A 15981-nucleotide genomic window follows, 5' to 3' on the forward strand; every position below is an offset into this window, starting at 1 on the left:
TAAGAATAGAGCCTTGACGTCCGCTATCGAGGGATGGCGAAAAAGATGAGGGGCAAAAACAAGAAACCCACTGCAACCGTTCGAGCGGATGCTGTGGGCCTTGACCGTACTGGTGAACAAAGCCCACTCGTACGGGCCGTAATCGGGGAAACCCACAATCACGAAAGCATTTGGGAAATGCGGGGCGTGATTATGGACGACCTTTGAGCGGTGTCAACGGCTGATCGTCGGAGACAGGGTTTCGCACGAAATCTTGTTCCCAAAGTAAATCGGCAAGCTAGGCAATTTCGCCAATGCTCAGACATCCACATAGAGAGATTAATCATGTCCAAGAAAAATCAGCATGTTGTTCCACATGGAGACGACTGGGCCGTCAAAGGCGCGGGCAACTCAAAGGCAACAAAGGTTGTGAACACGCAAGCAGAAGCTATTCAGGTCGCGCGCGAGATCGCAATAAACCAGGGAAGCGAAATGTTCATACATGGACAGAATGGGCAAATTCGAGAGCGCAACACCTACGGAGATGATCCGTTTCCTCCCAAGGGCTAATCATATCGGCTCAAGGAAGAGCCAACTCCTTGCTAGCTGAACAGACAACGTTTCTGGATTTTCCCATCCACCTAGAAAAGCGCTGTTCGCGCCCCCCATCAGTGTTGGCTCCGGCCCCAACCTTTGAATGCGCATTGTCTACGCAATCAACATACTGAATGGCCGTAAGCGTCCGGCGCACACTCCTTCCGAATTCAGCATTAAGGGCAATGCTGGACTTGTGCTGCGCCAACTGCATCGCCTTAATCCTAGGCGCCCGAGAGCGCTCGACGGACTCAGGCTGTTGACTAGCGCCAGGGAGTTATGCAAACGGTCAAGTATTACGGCAGCCGGCTTGAAATCCTGACATTTAAGGACAAAAAATGCAGCGGACACTTAGTGGTAGCGACGGTAAAGCAATAGTGATTCCCAATGGTTGGCGTGGCCTTCAAGGCAGCGATGGGCGAATGGTTCCGATTCCTCCCGATGGGCGCGGGCTGCAAGGCAGTGATGGGCGTATGGTTGCGATTCCCGCAGGCGGTCGCGGACTTCAAGGGAGTGATGGCCGTATGGTCGCAATTCGAGCCGGCACTAGAGGTCTTCAAGGGAGTGATGGTCGAATGGTAGAGATTCCAAATGGCGGGCGCGGCGTTCAAGGGACCGATGGTCGTATGACTGCAATCCGTAACGGTTACCGCGCAGTTCAGGGCCCGGACGGTCGAATGGTTGGCATTGCGCCCGGCAAACAGGCTATACCAGATAGCCGTGGCCGTATGCGTGCAAAGTAGGCGACCTGCACATTTGGAGTGAAGTTGAGGTGTCAGGCTGGGCGCACTACGCAATGACTTGGGTGTTGAAGGACTTGGAACAGGAATGGCGTTCTTGAGGCATGGGCGTCTGCTTAAAAAAGCTAAAATGGTGTCCACTTAATTTTAGGCGGACACCATCGCCTCATGCGACGGTGTCAGGAAGGTGTGTTGGCCGGACGATTATGAATGGCCAGAGGCGATAACACGCAATTTCTCCACCAGCCCCTCCAAAGTATCGGGATCATTCTTAAGATGGCATTCCCAGACAATCAAAACATTCCAGCCGGCAGCTTCAAGAGCGTCGATGTTGGCTAGATCTCTCATTACATTCTTCTGAAATTTTTCGTTCCAGAATTCGGGTCGTGTTTTCGGAGTCGTTGAATAGACGCAACCCGGATGGCGATGCCAGAAGCAACCGTGGACAAAAATACAGACTTTCAGACGAGGAAGTACAAGATCAGGTTTGCCGGGAAGATCTTTCCGATGGACTCGGTACCGATAGCCTCGAGCATGCAGGAATTTTCTGACCACCATTTCCGGGATAGTATTCTTACCACGAATGCCGGACATCATCTTGGAGCGAGTTGCCGAGTCAACTATGTCCATTTCAGCTTTACCTGAGAACCTCATTGCCAATCAAGATCTAGCTATCTACCTCATCGGATCAGGCTCGTGAAATGGATGGCATTCCCTTGATTATGGATGAAGAGCGGTTTGGAACTAGCATCCGTACTCCCTTGAAGACTTCAAAGCCTAGTTGTCTTAGCGTAGATTTTTGGTTTCCACAATAAAATCGCTCAAAGTCATGAGCTTGTCACGCACCTCATCCGGGTACTTCGTGTGCAATGGCCCAGGCACCACCAACTTGACGTTCTCGGCCTTCATCTCAGCAAATTGGTGAGGAGAAACGCCTTCTTGAAGAGTAAACAGATGGATTTTGTCCACCCTGTTGGCTTCATTTAGAACCTGACGCCAGCGATCCTTGCAGGTTGTCTTGACAGCCAGCATACGCAAATTCTGATCGGGGAACGTAGGGTCATGATAATCGGCGCATGAAGGGAAGATGAAATCAGGCCGCTTGTTGCCCTCTGTTTTGCACTGATTACTGAACGCCACAAGTCCGAATTGCCGAAAGAGGTGCTCAAGATGTATCTCAAGTGACTTCCCCGACCTTGATTTGCGGCGATTGCTGACCGAGTTCGCCATCTGCATGAATTCCTCCACGGAACCAAATCCCTTCTGAACCTGATGGAGAATGTGAAATTCTTCAATCTGACGGAACAGTTTGTATTCGTTGTCACGCCGCTCGAGGATGAGCTCATCAGGCGTTGTTTTCGCGGAACGAAATACTGCAAGTAGGTAGGCAATAATCTCTTCGCCACTAGGGAATTTGTCCTCCCAAGCATGCGGAATCGCAACATTGCTAGGCTCATTATCCGGACTCGGAGCAAAACCGGCAAACAGCCTGTCACCTCTGTCAAAAAGCGAACTGCCGGGAATTACTTCACCGATCTTGTTCTCGACAAATTCTTCCTCCTCCAAGCTCTTGCATATCCAGATATCCAAAAACTCGGAGTCGCGGCCCAAATGGGGCACATGGAACGCAAAGATCGCTAATGCCCCCGTGTTCTCGGGATCTTGGGCGGGACTGTTTTTAACGTCTGTATTCCATCTCGTCAAACGGTGTTCGTTGCGTGACCCTGGCCCATCGAAATGGCGGTTGTTGTAGTAAATACCTCTGAGCGTCTGCTCTGGAAAACCATGTGAGGTGACCTGCGCCGTCAGACTGCAGTCAGGATTCATACAAGAAGTGCTCGAAATGGACGGTAACGCTATGCCTACAACCGCTTTGGGCACATAAATGCCTACCCCGTTTCCACCCGTCAGTCCTGTGTCGTTGGCCGAAAGTCGCTTGATGAATATCCACCATTCATCTTGATTCTTGTCTTCAATCCATTGGGAAAAGCTTGTCATGGGTAAGGTCGCTGAACAATTAGGAGTCGAAATGAATATATGTCAGGCAGGTTCGCAGAATTGCTTCTGCGAAACGTTCCGACGCAGGAATTCTGTCATGACGTGAAGGCCTGAGTCATCAAACGAGCCTTCATTCAACGATATCTAAATAGAGATCCACGACTCATCATTCAGGAAGAGCAAATTCCAATTGTGGTTGCTCTTTGTCGGCAGTTTTTTCTTTCGCAGCTAGAATCCGGTCCTTCATCAACCGTGCCACAGCCTCAAAAACCGGGACGGCAACCGAGTTTCCGAACTGGCGATAAGCCTGGGTATCAGATACAGGAATTACAAATTTGCTCTCCCCCGGCTTGTCGAAACCCATCAGGCGTGAGCATTCATGCGGAGTCAACCGGCGGGGACGATTGAGCTGATTCAGCTCACTGTTGAAGTCCAAGGTTTCCACAAACCCACGGTCAACCAAGATTTCCGAGCCATCCTTGTGGTATCTCGCCGAGAGGGTGCGAGCCACGTCGTTTGGACGAGTCAAGCCAAAGCCAAAACCATTGCCCTTCTCACGGTGCTTCGCAGCGTAGCGATAGAGATAGTCCCAAAGCTTCGGCGTGAGGATGTATTTTTCATCCACATCCTTATCAAGCAAATCACCAAAGCTAGGCCGCTGCTTTGGTATCAGTTTGCTGATGTCACGCAACGTGAAGCCTTGGTGAACATTCAGGTCACGACGGAAACCTACCAGCACAATTCGCTCACGATGCTGCGGCACGAAATGCTTTGCATCGATGACCTTGGGGTCTGACCCCTTCGGTGCGTTTACATCTGCGACCTCATAGCCCAACTCATCCAGCGCTTCGCAAATGATCCGGAACGTATTGCCCTTGTCATGGCTTTTCAGGTTTTTTACGTTTTCAAGCAAGAAGGCGGCTGGCCGCTTCGCGGCAATGATCCGGGCCACGTCGAAGAACAGAGTGCCTTGGGTCTCACACTCGAAACCGTGTTTACGCCCCAAGGAGTTTTTCTTGGAAACACCTGCAAGGGAGAATGGCTGGCACGGAAAACCTGCTAACAGGACATCGTGATCAGGAATCTTGCGTTTGATGTTCTCGTAGGCTTCTTTGTCGCTGATTTCAGGTTTGTCTGAAAGCGTGACCGAGCGAATATCGAGATTGAAGCTATGGCTAACCGGATCGCAGAAATGGTTCGCCTTGTAGGTTTTGACTGCGTACTTGTTCCATTCGGACGTGAACAGGCATTCACCGCCAATAGCTTCAAAACCTTTTCTGATGCCACCGATACCAGCAAAAAGATCGATGAAGGTAAAGGAAGGTTTGTGATTCAACCGTTTGGGCAGCAGCGCTTCCAGGCGAGTGAATTCAATGTGGGAAAGCTTCGGCGAAGCCTTGCCTTTGACCCAGCGATTGATCGTTTCACGGCACCAATGGGTTGGGCTGACATCGTTGAGAATCTCGGCGAGCTGACCTTGATCGTAAATCTCAAGTAGCTTATGCAACAGGGCCAGATCAGTCACAGGATGAGTATCCGGTTCATAGGAGCCCGAAGTCGTTTCGCTCAAGGATTCAAAAGATGGTGTTTCAAAAAGATTCATGAGCCCGAAATTCCTCTGGGTCAAAGCTGTGACGAATGGTCACCATTCTAGCCCCGTAAACCTCAAAGTAAATGAAATTTCTTCGGATCCGTGACATAGGCATACCAACACGGATTCGGGTAAGCGTAGAAATTAACAGCGACCGAATACTGGATATAAACACAGCATAATTTACTCCCGGTCTTTGTCCAGATTTCGTTTTTTTTTCTTGAGAGGTAGGAAAAGTCGCTGGTTGACGATTTCCTCTGATCAACCTAACCTCGCCTCCGAGCCTAAGAAACTCTACAAACCAGAGCGGTCCTCCGCACCCGACAGTCATGCGGCTTTTTTTCGTCTGCGGTTTCCCTACGCCTGCGAGAAAATCCCCGTTATGTCGGGAGTGGGCGAATACAAGACCCGAAAGGGGAATATGTCCGGCCCGTCTCTGGTGGGTTTCTTAGCTCCCGACACCCATAACGAATGCCCTAAGAAAGCAGCCAGAGGTAAAGGAAATGCCTTACAACCTGACCTTCATGATGAAGGTAAATCGCCGTACCCATACGCCCAATCGCGTGCTTCCGCTCCAGGAGGCTCACCATGTCTGAACCACTCGTTTCAACCCTTTTCACCCGCCATAACATCTACCTTCATGCCCTTCTCGTGGAGAACCAGGCCTGGTTCTGCGCACAGGACCTCGGACGATTGATGGGCAAGTACCTTGACGAACGCATTTCACGCAAGCTCGATGCAGACCAGCGACAGATGATGCTGGTGGATGCGCACGGTACTGCTGAAGAACGCCTGATGATTAGCGAGTCCGGCGTCTACGCACTGCTGGTTTATCACTACTGCCCGGAGTATCGGCTGTTGAGGGAATGGCTGACACACCAGGTAGTCCCGGCACTACGTGATGCGCGTCTATCACGAGCAGTGGAGCGGCCAACGTTGAGCGTGCTTGACTGGCCTAAGATGTCGCTTTGCATGTTGCACTGGCAGGATGAGCCGTGGATTCGGTTGCGGGACATGCCTTGTGTGTTGGCGGATGATCCATTCAATCAGCGCGGATCCTGGTGGCGGAAGGTGTCACGAGTTTTGCGAGGGTTCTGATCGTTCATCACTGTTAAAAGAGAATCCGCTGCTTTAGTTTTAGGCAGCGGATTCGGTTGATGTGTCATGTTCTATTTTTTGGGGCCGCTTCGCGACCCAACGGGGATAAATCCCCTCACCACAAGTTTGTGCCTGGCTTGGTTGCTGTGTTGATGTTGGGAATCGCGTGCAGGCTCGCTCCCACAGATTTGGTGTGTTGCCGCAGATTTTGCGGTGTGTTGAAAACAGTCAGTGCAACCCGCCCCGCCTCTCGCTATTAATACCCTTCCCCACTCAAGGACCCGAGCCCACCATGAAATTCGACCTCGCCTACTGCCTCAGCCTCGACGACAAGCTGTCGATCTATGACGTGCGCGATTTGAATTTCGACGAAACCATGGAGTTTGATTCCGCCAAGGAACACTTCCAATGTCCCAATGACGCCTGCAGGGCGGCGTTCGATGGGTTGAATGTGCTGACCACGTTCAACGCCAAGAACGTGAACTACGTGCGCACCCCGCACTTCAAGAACACGCCCAGCACCCGGCATGTGGTGGATTGTCCTTATGTCAGTCTCAAGGCGTCGGCGTCCGGTGTGGACGCGGAGGGTGCGGAAACGGATGACAGTCGCGAGGAGCATTTCCCGTCGGAGTTGTTGCTGACTCGGCGTGAGTATGTGCGTAAGCCGTCGAACCCGGCGGTGGCGGCGGATGTGGTGCGGGACGATCCGAAGCCAACCACTGGGGCTAGCAACACAGAACACCCGAGCCATGAAACAGCGCCCGACAAGACCAGCGTCTTCGCCCACCCGGTGGAGTGTTTTGTGTCGAACTTCGAGGACAAGGACCTGCTCAAGCGCATGCCGCTGAAGGTTGGCGAGCACACGGCGCCTTACGGGTCGTTCTTCAAGAAGATTGAATACCTGACGGACAACAAGGGGCTGATTTACTGGGGCATGATCAAGGAGATCAAGAATTACACACAGAGCTTTCGCATCGATTTCGAACAGAAGGTCTGGTTCAAGCAGGCGGATGAGGCGAAGAAGAAGCCTTATTCAGTGAACGTTTACCTGAGCAAGAAGTTGATCGAGAACTACCGCAAGCGCAAAGCGTTTCTGGAAGAGATCAAGCACGCCATCGACAGTGAGGCGGAGTTGTATTGCTTCTTTTATGGCGTGACGCCGGAGTTGAAGCAGGTGCCGAGCAAGAAAAACCCCGAGCAAACGTTCGGGGTGTTCAGTGCGAATATTGAGAACCTGGATCACTTTATTATTCGGGAGGCGCCGGGGCTTAAGAGTTAAAAGGCAGGATCACGAACGGCTCATTGCGCTTCGAGATATTGCTGCCTTTCAAACGCCCATATCTCCCGTTTCACTTCCATGCGCCGCTCACGGGCTGCCTGAACCGCAGCCTCATCCAGACCGCCATAACGGCGCAACCAGTGAACGATCATTTCCTCATCGGGATAGTAATAATCCTTGTGCCCTTTGCTACTTCTTGGGGTGTCGTTCCTATCGCCATCGAAGCGCGCAGCCGAGAACTCGTCCGAGGGCAACGTACCCCATTCGGCGGCGCAGTCCTCAAATATCCAGGCGATTTCATTGAGGTGTTTTTGCGCACCGCGATGACCGCGTTTGTAAAACACGTACTCCCCGCAACTCTTCAGGAAACGCTCCATCATCGGCTCGTCATCGATCCAGCGAAGGATGTCGTGCTGCATCGCATGGCGCATCAGCCCGTTTATCCAACGCTCGGCAAAACGATGAACAAAACCGTCGATATCCGCTTTTTTCGCGTCCGCGAAAATCATGCAATAACGGGTTTGCACATGGATGACGAACAACACGTGCTTGCGTTGGACGGTGATGGCGTGGACCAACCACTGTTCGGCGGAGTCAACCGGCTCATCGTCCTCGATGACTGGCGAAGGCGGCTTTTCCACAGGGCTGATTTTCTTGCCCTTGTGGACGCGACTGAAAAAGCCGCTGGCGGCTTCGGTGCAATTGAAGATCAACATCCTTGGTCCTTTAATTCGTCTACGGGTCTCAGTCCTGTCGCACGATTTCGTCGACCCATTCAAGCTCATAGGGTTGGCGCACTACATCCGAGATGTAGTCCAGGGCATCTTCGCTGAGAAACGATAACTCTGCGTCGGTTAGCAAGTCATGCATGACAAACAACCTCAGCGCGGTGAGTGCACTGGAACGGGATTGGCCGAAACGGTCAAAGGCTTGGGCCATGTCCTTGTTACGATCCTGGATCAAACCGTAAAGCATTCCATATCGTGCATGGGCCGAGAGCGCACCGTGCTGGGTGATCGCTTTGGCATCGGCGAGAACGCCTTGGCAGAAACGATCGAGCGCGATTTTGCGCAGTTCCTTGAATTTCTTCCAGTCGCTTTCGAGGATCGACATTACATTCTCCTGCGTGAAATCTTGAACAATGCGAAGGGTATTTTTTTGCGAATTGGCCTGCTGATTCCAACCCTAGTCGGCACACATACTTAGCATCACCAAAACTAGCAAACCCACATATACCCGCGCGTGCATTCGGTCCGGAATCCGCCCGATCCAAGGCGTGGCCAATCGAATCCCCACCAACGATCCCATCGTCAACACCGCAAACGCCAGCAGATCCACATAGCCGATAAACCACGATCCGAAATCAAACTCGGTGAACCCCGCCATCGCCATGTAAGTCAGCGTCCCGGCCAACGCCACTGGCAGGCTGAGCGGATTGGCCATGGACGTCGCCTGACTCATGCTCAACCCGCATCGACGCAACAACGGCACGGTCATGACGCTGCCGCCCACTCCTAGAAACGTCGCAATTGCGCCGATTCCTACGCCGCCACCTGACACTTCCGCCCTCCCCAATCGACGTGGGATTGCGGTGTCGGACCTTGTCAGAAAACCACGTCTGAACAGGCAATCCACAATGGTCACGCCCAGGTACGCGATGAAGGCATAACGAATCACCTCGCCACTCACCCACATCACGGCGACCGCTCCGCCCACTGCGCCCAACCCGATGAACCCACCCAACGGCCACAGGTAATGACGAATGAGATTGCCGGCGCGACGGTGTTTGCCGGTGGCGACTAATGCGTTGACGATCATCACGCAGGTCGAAGTCGCCACGGCAATGTGCATCGCCGATTGGCCGATCGGGTCATCAGCACCATGGCTGGCCACGAGCATGCGGTAAAGCAATGGCACCACTACAAAGCCGCCGCCAAAGCCGAACAACACCGCAGTAACGCCAGTCATGCAACCAAATAATCCCAGCAAGAGATAAAACATCACGCGTCGTCCATTGATTGAGAGCGGTCAACGATAGAGCGATGCGCCTTGGCCTGCTTCAGCAACTCAGCCAATAATGTTCGCGTTTACGCCAACTACTGGAAGCCGCTCAATGCGCAACATTTCGATCAATCTGCTGGATGACACCCCGCGCTCGGTGGTGGCGATCGGTACGGATTATTCTCACGGCCACTTGTTGCCTCGTCATACGCATCGGCGGGCACAACTCCTATACGGCGCCACGGGGGTGATGCAGGTCAGCACGCACGACGGCAATTGGGTGGTGCCGCCGCAGCGGGCGGTGTGGATTCCGGCGGAGGTGGCGCATGAGGTGTTGATGCTGGGGGTGAGCACGCGCAGTTTGTATATAGAACCTGGCGCGGTTGATCTGGGGCCGCGTTGCCAGGTGATCAGTGTGTCGCCATTGATGCGGCACTTGCTGATGGAGGCGGTGGAGATCCCGCTGGCGTATGACGAGGCCGGGCGCGATGGTGCGCTGATCGACTTGCTGCTGCATGAACTGGCGCGCAGTGCACATTTGCCGTTGCACATTCCGTTACCGGTCGACGCGCGGTTGCTGGGGTTGTGCCAAGGCTTTTTGCAGCGGCCCGATGCGCATCAATCGCCGCAGCAATGGGCTGATCAATTGCACATCAGCCTGCGCACGTTTAATCGACTGTTTCGCCAACAGACTGGCCTGAGTTTCAGCCAATGGCGCCAGCGGGCCTGCGTGGTACTGGCCCTGGCGCGGTTGGCGGCGGGGACACCGGTGACGCGGATTGCACTGGATTTTGGCTATGACAGCCCGGCGGCATTCTCGACCATGTTTCGCCGCGTATTAGGGCAGGCACCGTCCGTCTGGATGGAGGGGGCGACATAGCAAAAATCAAAAAATGAGTTTGATCCGGGCGCAAAACAACTGTACAAAACAACAGTACTTTTTGGATTAGCACTCTCGAGCCCGGAGAACACCATGGCCTCTCTTGCGATGAAAATCACCCTGGAACGTATCGCCCTTTTCCAATTCACCCCGGCCCACTGTGCCCAGGCCCGAGCGATGCTGGGTTGGAGTGTGGAAGAGCTCTCGGAGGAATCCGGAGTCTCCGTGGACGCCATTCTGCGATTTGAGGACGAACGCGATGTACTGGATGTCACCCGACTGGCGTTGGCGTATCGGTTTGAATCGGAGGGGTTGGTGTTCTTCCCGGGATTTGCGCCGGGTCGAGGGATGAATATTAAAGGGTCGACGCCTGATCCGGTGGGTCGGGCGGACTATGCGATGGTCGAGTGAGGGGTCAACTGATGAATGGAATCGATGAATGCGACAGGCGCGGTAATCCGACTTCGGGTGCCGATGCGAAGGAGATGAGGGCCAAAGCCGAATACCTCATGAAGATCGGGATGCTCCTCGACACCGGTCAGTTGGGTAAGGCGGAAGCGGCGCAAAGGCTTGGGCTGTCAGTGGGGGAACTGGATGAAATTCTCGACGGGAACGTACGTGATCTGACCGTGGCGAAGATCGCGGGCCGCTCCATGGCGAGCGGCCCGACGATTTAGGATCAAGCGTTCTGAGTGGCGACCTGACCGTCTTCGTTTTCCAGTCCGGACCACCAGGTATTCCCCCGTTGCGGATACAGGACGTTGAACGCCTCACCCATTTGCGGTGTGGTGATCGACACATTGCGCTCCCAAGCCAATGCGAGGATCCGGTCGAAGGGCTCGAACCAGGCGTGCATCGACAAATCGAAGGTGCCGTTGTGAATCGGCAATAACCAGCGCCCTTTGAGGTCGATGTGCGCTTGCAGGGTTTCTTCAGGCTGCATGTGCACGTGAGGCCACTCGACGTTGTAGGCGCCGGTTTCCATAAGGGTCAGGTCGAACGGCCCGTACTGTTCGCCGATGCGTTTGAAGCCATCGAAATAACCGCTGTCGCCGCTGAAGAAGATGCGCGTGTCGCCGTCGATCATCACCCACGAGGCCCAGAGCGTGCTGTTGCCATCGAACAGGCCGCGCCCGGAAAAGTGCTGAGACGGTGTGGCGATGAACTGCATGCCATCCACTTCAGTGCCCTGCCACCAATCCAGTTGGCGCACTTTGCTGGCATCGACGCCCCACTTGATCAGGGTGTCGCCCACGCCCAATGGCGTCAGGAAGTACTTGGCCTTGTCGGCCAGTTTGAGCACGGCTTGATAATCGAGGTGGTCGTAGTGGTCGTGCGACAGGATCACCGCCTCAATCGGCGGCAGTTCTTCGAGGCTGATTGGCGGCTGGTGGAAACGCTTGGGACCGGCCCACTGCACCGGTGAGGCGCGTTCGGCGAAGACCGGGTCGGTGATCCAGAATTTGCCCCGCAGTTTCAGCAGTACGGTGGAGTGGCCGAGGCGATAGACGCTGTGGTTGGGCGCAGCGATCAGCGCGGCCCGGGTCAGAGCTTGCACCGGGACGGGCGCTGTCGGGCGGGTGTTGCGCGGTTTGTGGAAGATCATGTTCCACATGATGCGCACCATTTTCCGAAAGCCTTCACGTTGCACAGGCGCATGATTGCGGAAGAGCCCTTCTGCCTGACGGGAGGCTTCAGGCGTGGAGGCGTTGTCCGTAGGGGAAATTGAATTGGCCATGACTGAGTAACTCCAGAAAAACCGCACAAAGCGGTTCTTCACGGTGGGACGATAAAGGGCCAAAGCACGCACGCATCAGCCGGAGATTCTATTTTTCCCTGAGCAGGATTAACAAAACATTACACTGCACAGTGTAGTTTCAAGGTTGCATCAAACCCGATCACAAGTAAACTGCTGAGTGTAATTCTCTTTTTCTGCCTGCCGAAGCGTACTTATGACAGCTCCACAGCGCCTCACCGACCGTAAACGCGAAGCCATCATCCAGGCGGCGATTGCCGAATTCCGTGCCAACGGTTTCGACATCACCAGCATGGACAAGATCGCCGCCACCGCCGGCGTGTCGAAGCGCACGGTGTACAACCACTTCCCCAGCAAGGAAGAATTGTTCGCCGAAATCCTCAATCAATTGTGGGCGCGAGTGACAGCCGAACAGGAAACGCCCTACCGCCCTGACCTGCCGCTGCGCGATCAAATGCACCTGATGTTGCAGGCGAAACTGCAGATGATGGGCGATGACAATTTTCTCGACCTGGCGCGGGTAGCAATCGCCGCTACCATCCATTCCCCCGAGCGCGCGCAGAACATGGTTGCCCGAATGGGTGAACGCGAAGAAGGCCTGACCGTGTGGATCCGCGCGGCCCAGGCGGACGGTCGATTGAAACCGGTCGCCCCCGAATTTGCCGCGCAGCAGATTCAGGGAATGCTCAAATCCTTTGCGTTCTGGCCGCAGATTTCCATGGGGCTCCCGGCGCTGTCAGACGAGATGCAGAGCACAGTCGTGGAGTCGGCGCTGGACATGTTCCTGGCCTGTTATCAGCGCTGAATCGGGCTGCAATAAATGACAATGTCTGTGGATTGACGGGTCACGGGTCGCTCTGAATACAACGCAGCAATGTGTTTCAGAATGAAAATGGCGCTGGGGCTATAGTGAGCCTCAGTCCCAGCGCCCTGCAGAGAGCATCATGACCACCACGACCAACGAAACCGACCCCGCCGCTCCCGTCGATCACCTTCGTTTTCACCGCGCTCATGCGCACTTGGCGCCGACGTTCGGCAGCGACAAGTTTGCCCTTCGCGCCGAAGCTTTTGCGCGGTTCTTCGGTACGCCGACCTTTCTGGGCGCCCAGACGCTGATTGTGGTGCTCTGGGTGTGTCTCAACATCTTTGGCGTGACCCACTTCGACGTCTATCCGTTCATCCTGCTCAACCTGGCCTTCAGCCTGCAATCGGCTTATGCCGCCCCGCTGATTTTGTTGGCCCAGACCCGTCAGGCGGCGCGGGACAAAGCCCAGTCCGACGCCGACGCCCTGCACCGGGAATCCCTCGCGGTAGCCAACACCGAACGTCAGGCACAAGCGGCGCAGAACTCCGCGCAACTGATGGCGTTGCTCGAGCAGAACACCCGGCTGACGGAATTGACCAAGACCCTGACTGAACGCATCGAAAACCTGACGTCGGAAATGCATCAGCACTTCGTGCTCAAAGATCAGCCGAAGGTTTAGCGCCCGTCACGGCAATCGAAGCGCTCGCCCCAACTCATCGAACAACGTCACCACCGAGCGCAACGCTCGGCAGTCCGGACGAGTGAGCAGCCAGAGCGCGGTGTCGTAACCGTGCAAGGGGCCTGTCAACGGTTGCAGTTCGTCACCGATCAAAAAGTCCGGCAACGCCGCGACGCCCAGCCCAGCCCGCACCAACTCGGTCACCGACAGCATGCTGTTGCAGCGATAACCCGGCGTCACGCCGGGCAATTGCTGGCGCCGCCAGGCAACGGTGGGATGGTCGGGAAGAAAGTCATCCGGCGCGATCCAGGTCAGCGAAGCCAAGTCTTCAGGATCGACCGATTTCAGGTACGCCGCGCTGGCACAGACCCGATAGGAAATATCCGCCAGACGTCGACCGACCAGGTGTTCGGGCGGCGTGCGGGTGAGGCGCAAGGCGATGTCGGCATCACGGCGGCTGAGGTTGGCAAAGTCGTTTGAGGTGCTCAGTTCGATGGTCAGCGCCGGGTAGGACGGCATGAACTGCGCCAGCGCCGGCAGCAGCAACCCTTGCAGAACAGAATCCGTACAGGTCAACCGCACCGTGCCGCTGACGACTTCACCGCCCTGCTCCACGCCAATGCGCGCCGCTTCCAGCGCGTGTTCCGCCCGTTCAGCTTGCTCGGCCAGGGTCTGTGCGAGCGTGGTCGGCAGGTAACCGGCGCGGCTTTTTTCGAAGAGTTGCTGGCCCAGCGCAGCTTCCAGTCGGCGAACGGCGCGAAACACCGTTGAAACGTCGACCTTCATCAACGCCGATGCCCGTGCCAGAGAGCCGCCGCGCACCAAGGCGAGGATCAGCGCCAGGTCTGGGTAGTCGAGCTGATAGTGCGTCGCTGCATTGATCACTTGGGATAACGCCAATATTGAATGCGTAGACGCCAATCTATAGTGGGTGCCAGGAATCAACAAGCGCCGAGATTACTCATGGAAACCACCGCAATCCGCATTGCCCTGATCGGTGACTACGACCCACAGGTCACCGCCCATCAAGCCATTCCCGTCGCGCTCGGCATGGCGGCTGAACAGTTAAACGTGGATGTGCAATTTCAGTGGCTGGCCACCGATCACATAAACGCCGCCACTCCTTTACAAAACTTCGACGGCGTCTGGTGCGTGCCCGGCAGCCCTTACCGCGACATGGACGGTGCATTACGGGCGATCCGTTTTGCCCGTGAACAGCAGCGACCGCTCCTCGGCACCTGCGGCGGGTTTCAACACGCGGTGCTGGAGTTCGCTCGAAACGTGTTGGGTTGGGAAGACGCCGAGCACGGCGAAACCCATCCCGATGCAGCGCGTGTGTTACTCACACCGCTGTCCTGTTCCTTGGTGGAAGCCACGGACAGCATTCATCTGGTTGAAGGCTCGTTGATCGCCAAGGCGTACGAAAGTGCCGAGATTGTCGAGGGATATCGCTGCCGCTATGGCGTGAATCCGGACTTCGAACGTGAGTTATTGACGCAACAGTTGTACGCCGTAGGCCATGACTCCACCGACGACCTGCGAGCGGTGGAACTTAAAGGGCATCCGTTCTTCGTCGCCACCCTGTTCCAACCTGAACGCGCAGCGCTCAAAGGCACCCTACCGCCGCTGGTACGCGCGTTGGTTGAAGCCTGCAAAAGGCAAAAATCATGATTGCCGATACGCCATCAGCGCCTTACTACGCGGTGATTTTTACTTCGCTGCGCACCGACGGCGATCACGGTTACACCGAGGCCGCCGAGCGCATGGTGGAACTGGCCCGCGAGCAACCGGGGTTTCTGGGCGTGGAATCGGCTCGGGGCGAGGATGGGCTAGGGATTACGGTGAGTTACTGGGCCAGCGAGGCGGCGATATTGGCGTGGAAGCATCATCCTGAGCACAGTGAGATTCGTGAGCGTGGGCGGTCGACGTGGTATTCGGCGTGTCATACGCGGGTGTGTAGGGTTGAGCGGGCGTATGCGTTCAAGCAGTGAATAGCGGCGGTGTTCTTTAGGCCGCCATCGCTAGCAGGCTAGCTCCCACAGGGGATATGTGTCGTACACAACACCACTGTGGGAGCTAGCCTGCTAGCGATGAGGCCCTAACAGTCACCACAAAATCTTCAGCCCTGAACAAGACTCCTGACCGCCGAAATCTCCGGCACTTCCCGCCGATTCATGTACACCCGCAACGGCTCGGTCACATTGATCCGGTCATCAATATTCTGATCCAGCAACAACTGAATCAGCTCACGCTTGAGCGTCATGGCCTGCGCCGGCCCCGGCGCCCAGACAAATTCACTCGTGGGAATAATCCCGTCATCAGCCACGTCCATACCGAACGAGTCTTCGCTGAAACGAACGATGTAGTGGCCGGTTTTGCGATTGAGGCCGACGAAGCCTTTGAGTTGGTCGGCGGCCTGGCAGATAAGCTCGGAAGTGATGCGCATATAAACCTCACAAAAGGTCGTTACCGACCGGTGAACGATGGTTTACACGCAAGGTTTAGCACTCGGATTTCCCTCTGCCGGGGAAACGCCTGGGCCAAGAGTACTGCAAAGAACTGCACAAAAGCGCTGAAAAAA

Annotated in this window: 20 protein-coding genes; 11 read left to right on the forward strand and 9 right to left on the reverse strand. The window is 55.3% G+C overall.

The genetic code is table 11. The features are described from left to right. Positions 1 to 324: 324 nt before the first annotated feature. Together ACA070_RS23240 and ACA070_RS23245 are read left to right on the forward strand one after the other, a co-directional pair. Positions 325 to 549 (forward strand): DUF2188 domain-containing protein, encoded by a 225-nt coding sequence (locus tag ACA070_RS23240; protein WP_497448492.1) that lies wholly within the window; start codon positions 325 to 327, stop codon positions 547 to 549. 411 nt (positions 550 to 960) lie between these two features. Then, on the forward strand, positions 961 to 1155 hold the full coding sequence (locus ACA070_RS23245; RefSeq protein ID WP_497448493.1) for a hypothetical protein: 195 nt from the start codon (positions 961 to 963) through the stop codon (positions 1153 to 1155). Between the two features lie 362 nt (positions 1156 to 1517). Here the strand turns inward: ACA070_RS23245 and ACA070_RS23250 are convergent, their stop codons facing one another. From ACA070_RS23250 to dcm, 3 genes are all read right to left on the reverse strand, one after another. Next, entirely contained in the window at positions 1518 to 1943 is a 426-nt protein-coding gene (locus ACA070_RS23250; protein WP_497448494.1) for a very short patch repair endonuclease, read from the reverse strand. A 156-nt stretch (positions 1944 to 2099) separates the two neighbouring features. Beyond that, positions 2100 to 3311, reverse strand: a complete 1212-nt coding sequence (locus ACA070_RS23255) for a type II restriction endonuclease (RefSeq protein ID WP_497448495.1) — start codon at positions 3309 to 3311, stop codon at positions 2100 to 2102. A 166-nt stretch (positions 3312 to 3477) separates the two neighbouring features. After that, complete coding sequence (gene dcm, locus ACA070_RS23260; protein ID WP_497448496.1) at positions 3478 to 4914, reverse strand: DNA (cytosine-5-)-methyltransferase; 1437 nt, start codon at positions 4912 to 4914, stop codon at positions 3478 to 3480. 576 nt (positions 4915 to 5490) lie between these two features. Between dcm and ACA070_RS23265 the strand changes: the two genes are divergently transcribed. Beyond that, positions 5491 to 6000, forward strand: a complete 510-nt coding sequence (locus ACA070_RS23265) for a BRO-N domain-containing protein (RefSeq protein WP_497448497.1) — start codon at positions 5491 to 5493, stop codon at positions 5998 to 6000. 292 nt (positions 6001 to 6292) lie between these two features. Then, positions 6293 to 7279, forward strand: a complete 987-nt coding sequence (locus ACA070_RS23270) for a hypothetical protein (RefSeq protein ID WP_497448498.1) — start codon at positions 6293 to 6295, stop codon at positions 7277 to 7279. Between the two features lie 20 nt (positions 7280 to 7299). Here the strand turns inward: ACA070_RS23270 and ACA070_RS23275 are convergent, their stop codons facing one another. The 3 genes from ACA070_RS23275 to ACA070_RS23285 form a co-directional block, all read right to left on the reverse strand. Continuing rightward, complete coding sequence (locus tag ACA070_RS23275) at positions 7300 to 7995, reverse strand: DUF6933 domain-containing protein (protein ID WP_497448499.1); 696 nt, start codon at positions 7993 to 7995, stop codon at positions 7300 to 7302. 28 nt (positions 7996 to 8023) lie between these two features. Continuing rightward, positions 8024 to 8392 carry a hypothetical protein gene (locus tag ACA070_RS23280; protein WP_497448500.1) on the reverse strand — a complete coding sequence of 123 codons (369 nt, stop codon included), beginning with the start codon at positions 8390 to 8392 and terminating at the stop codon, positions 8024 to 8026. 72 nt (positions 8393 to 8464) lie between these two features. Next, positions 8465 to 9280 (reverse strand): sulfite exporter TauE/SafE family protein, encoded by an 816-nt coding sequence (locus tag ACA070_RS23285; protein WP_497448501.1) that lies wholly within the window; start codon positions 9278 to 9280, stop codon positions 8465 to 8467. Positions 9281 to 9392: 112 nt separating this feature from the next. Between ACA070_RS23285 and ACA070_RS23290 the strand changes: the two genes are divergently transcribed. The 3 genes from ACA070_RS23290 (at position 9393) to ACA070_RS23300 (ending at position 10837) form a co-directional block, all read left to right on the forward strand. Beyond that, positions 9393 to 10160, forward strand: coding sequence for an AraC family transcriptional regulator (locus ACA070_RS23290; RefSeq protein ID WP_497448502.1), 768 nt, complete (start codon positions 9393 to 9395; stop codon positions 10158 to 10160). A 93-nt stretch (positions 10161 to 10253) separates the two neighbouring features. Continuing rightward, on the forward strand, positions 10254 to 10571 hold the full coding sequence (locus ACA070_RS23295) for a helix-turn-helix domain-containing protein (RefSeq protein ID WP_131059705.1): 318 nt from the start codon (positions 10254 to 10256) through the stop codon (positions 10569 to 10571). A gap of 11 nt (positions 10572 to 10582) precedes the next feature. After that, a complete protein-coding gene (locus tag ACA070_RS23300) occupies positions 10583 to 10837 on the forward strand; it encodes an XRE family transcriptional regulator (protein WP_497448503.1) in 255 nt (84 codons plus the stop codon). A 2-nt stretch (positions 10838 to 10839) separates the two neighbouring features. On the opposite strand, the gene ACA070_RS23305 is transcribed toward ACA070_RS23300, so the two are convergent. Next, entirely contained in the window at positions 10840 to 11898 is a 1059-nt protein-coding gene (locus ACA070_RS23305) for an MBL fold metallo-hydrolase (protein WP_497448504.1), read from the reverse strand. Between the two features lie 214 nt (positions 11899 to 12112). Between ACA070_RS23305 and ACA070_RS23310 the strand changes: the two genes are divergently transcribed. After that, positions 12113 to 12721: a TetR/AcrR family transcriptional regulator gene (locus tag ACA070_RS23310; RefSeq protein WP_497448505.1), complete on the forward strand. Its 609-nt coding sequence runs from the start codon at positions 12113 to 12115 to the stop codon at positions 12719 to 12721. 139 nt (positions 12722 to 12860) lie between these two features. Continuing rightward, positions 12861 to 13400, forward strand: coding sequence for a DUF1003 domain-containing protein (locus tag ACA070_RS23315; RefSeq protein WP_497448506.1), 540 nt, complete (start codon positions 12861 to 12863; stop codon positions 13398 to 13400). A 6-nt stretch (positions 13401 to 13406) separates the two neighbouring features. On the opposite strand, the gene ACA070_RS23320 is transcribed toward ACA070_RS23315, so the two are convergent. Further along, on the reverse strand, positions 13407 to 14348 hold the full coding sequence (locus ACA070_RS23320; protein ID WP_497448507.1) for a LysR family transcriptional regulator: 942 nt from the start codon (positions 14346 to 14348) through the stop codon (positions 13407 to 13409). A 15-nt stretch (positions 14349 to 14363) separates the two neighbouring features. On the opposite strand from ACA070_RS23320, the gene ACA070_RS23325 reads away from it, so the two are divergent. Continuing rightward, on the forward strand, positions 14364 to 15071 hold the full coding sequence (locus ACA070_RS23325; RefSeq protein ID WP_497448508.1) for a CTP synthase C-terminal region-related (seleno)protein: 708 nt from the start codon (positions 14364 to 14366) through the stop codon (positions 15069 to 15071). Beyond that, entirely contained in the window at positions 15068 to 15391 is a 324-nt protein-coding gene (locus tag ACA070_RS23330; protein ID WP_497448509.1) for an antibiotic biosynthesis monooxygenase family protein, read from the forward strand. Before ACA070_RS23325 ends, ACA070_RS23330 begins: the two co-directional genes overlap by 4 nt. 128 nt (positions 15392 to 15519) lie before the next feature. On the opposite strand, the gene ACA070_RS23335 is transcribed toward ACA070_RS23330, so the two are convergent. After that, positions 15520 to 15846 carry a DUF2025 family protein gene (locus tag ACA070_RS23335; protein ID WP_461976028.1) on the reverse strand — a complete coding sequence of 109 codons (327 nt, stop codon included), beginning with the start codon at positions 15844 to 15846 and terminating at the stop codon, positions 15520 to 15522. Positions 15847 to 15981 lie beyond the last annotated feature (135 nt).

The sequence above is a fragment of the Pseudomonas sp. LBUM1678 genome (genome assembly GCF_059695575.1).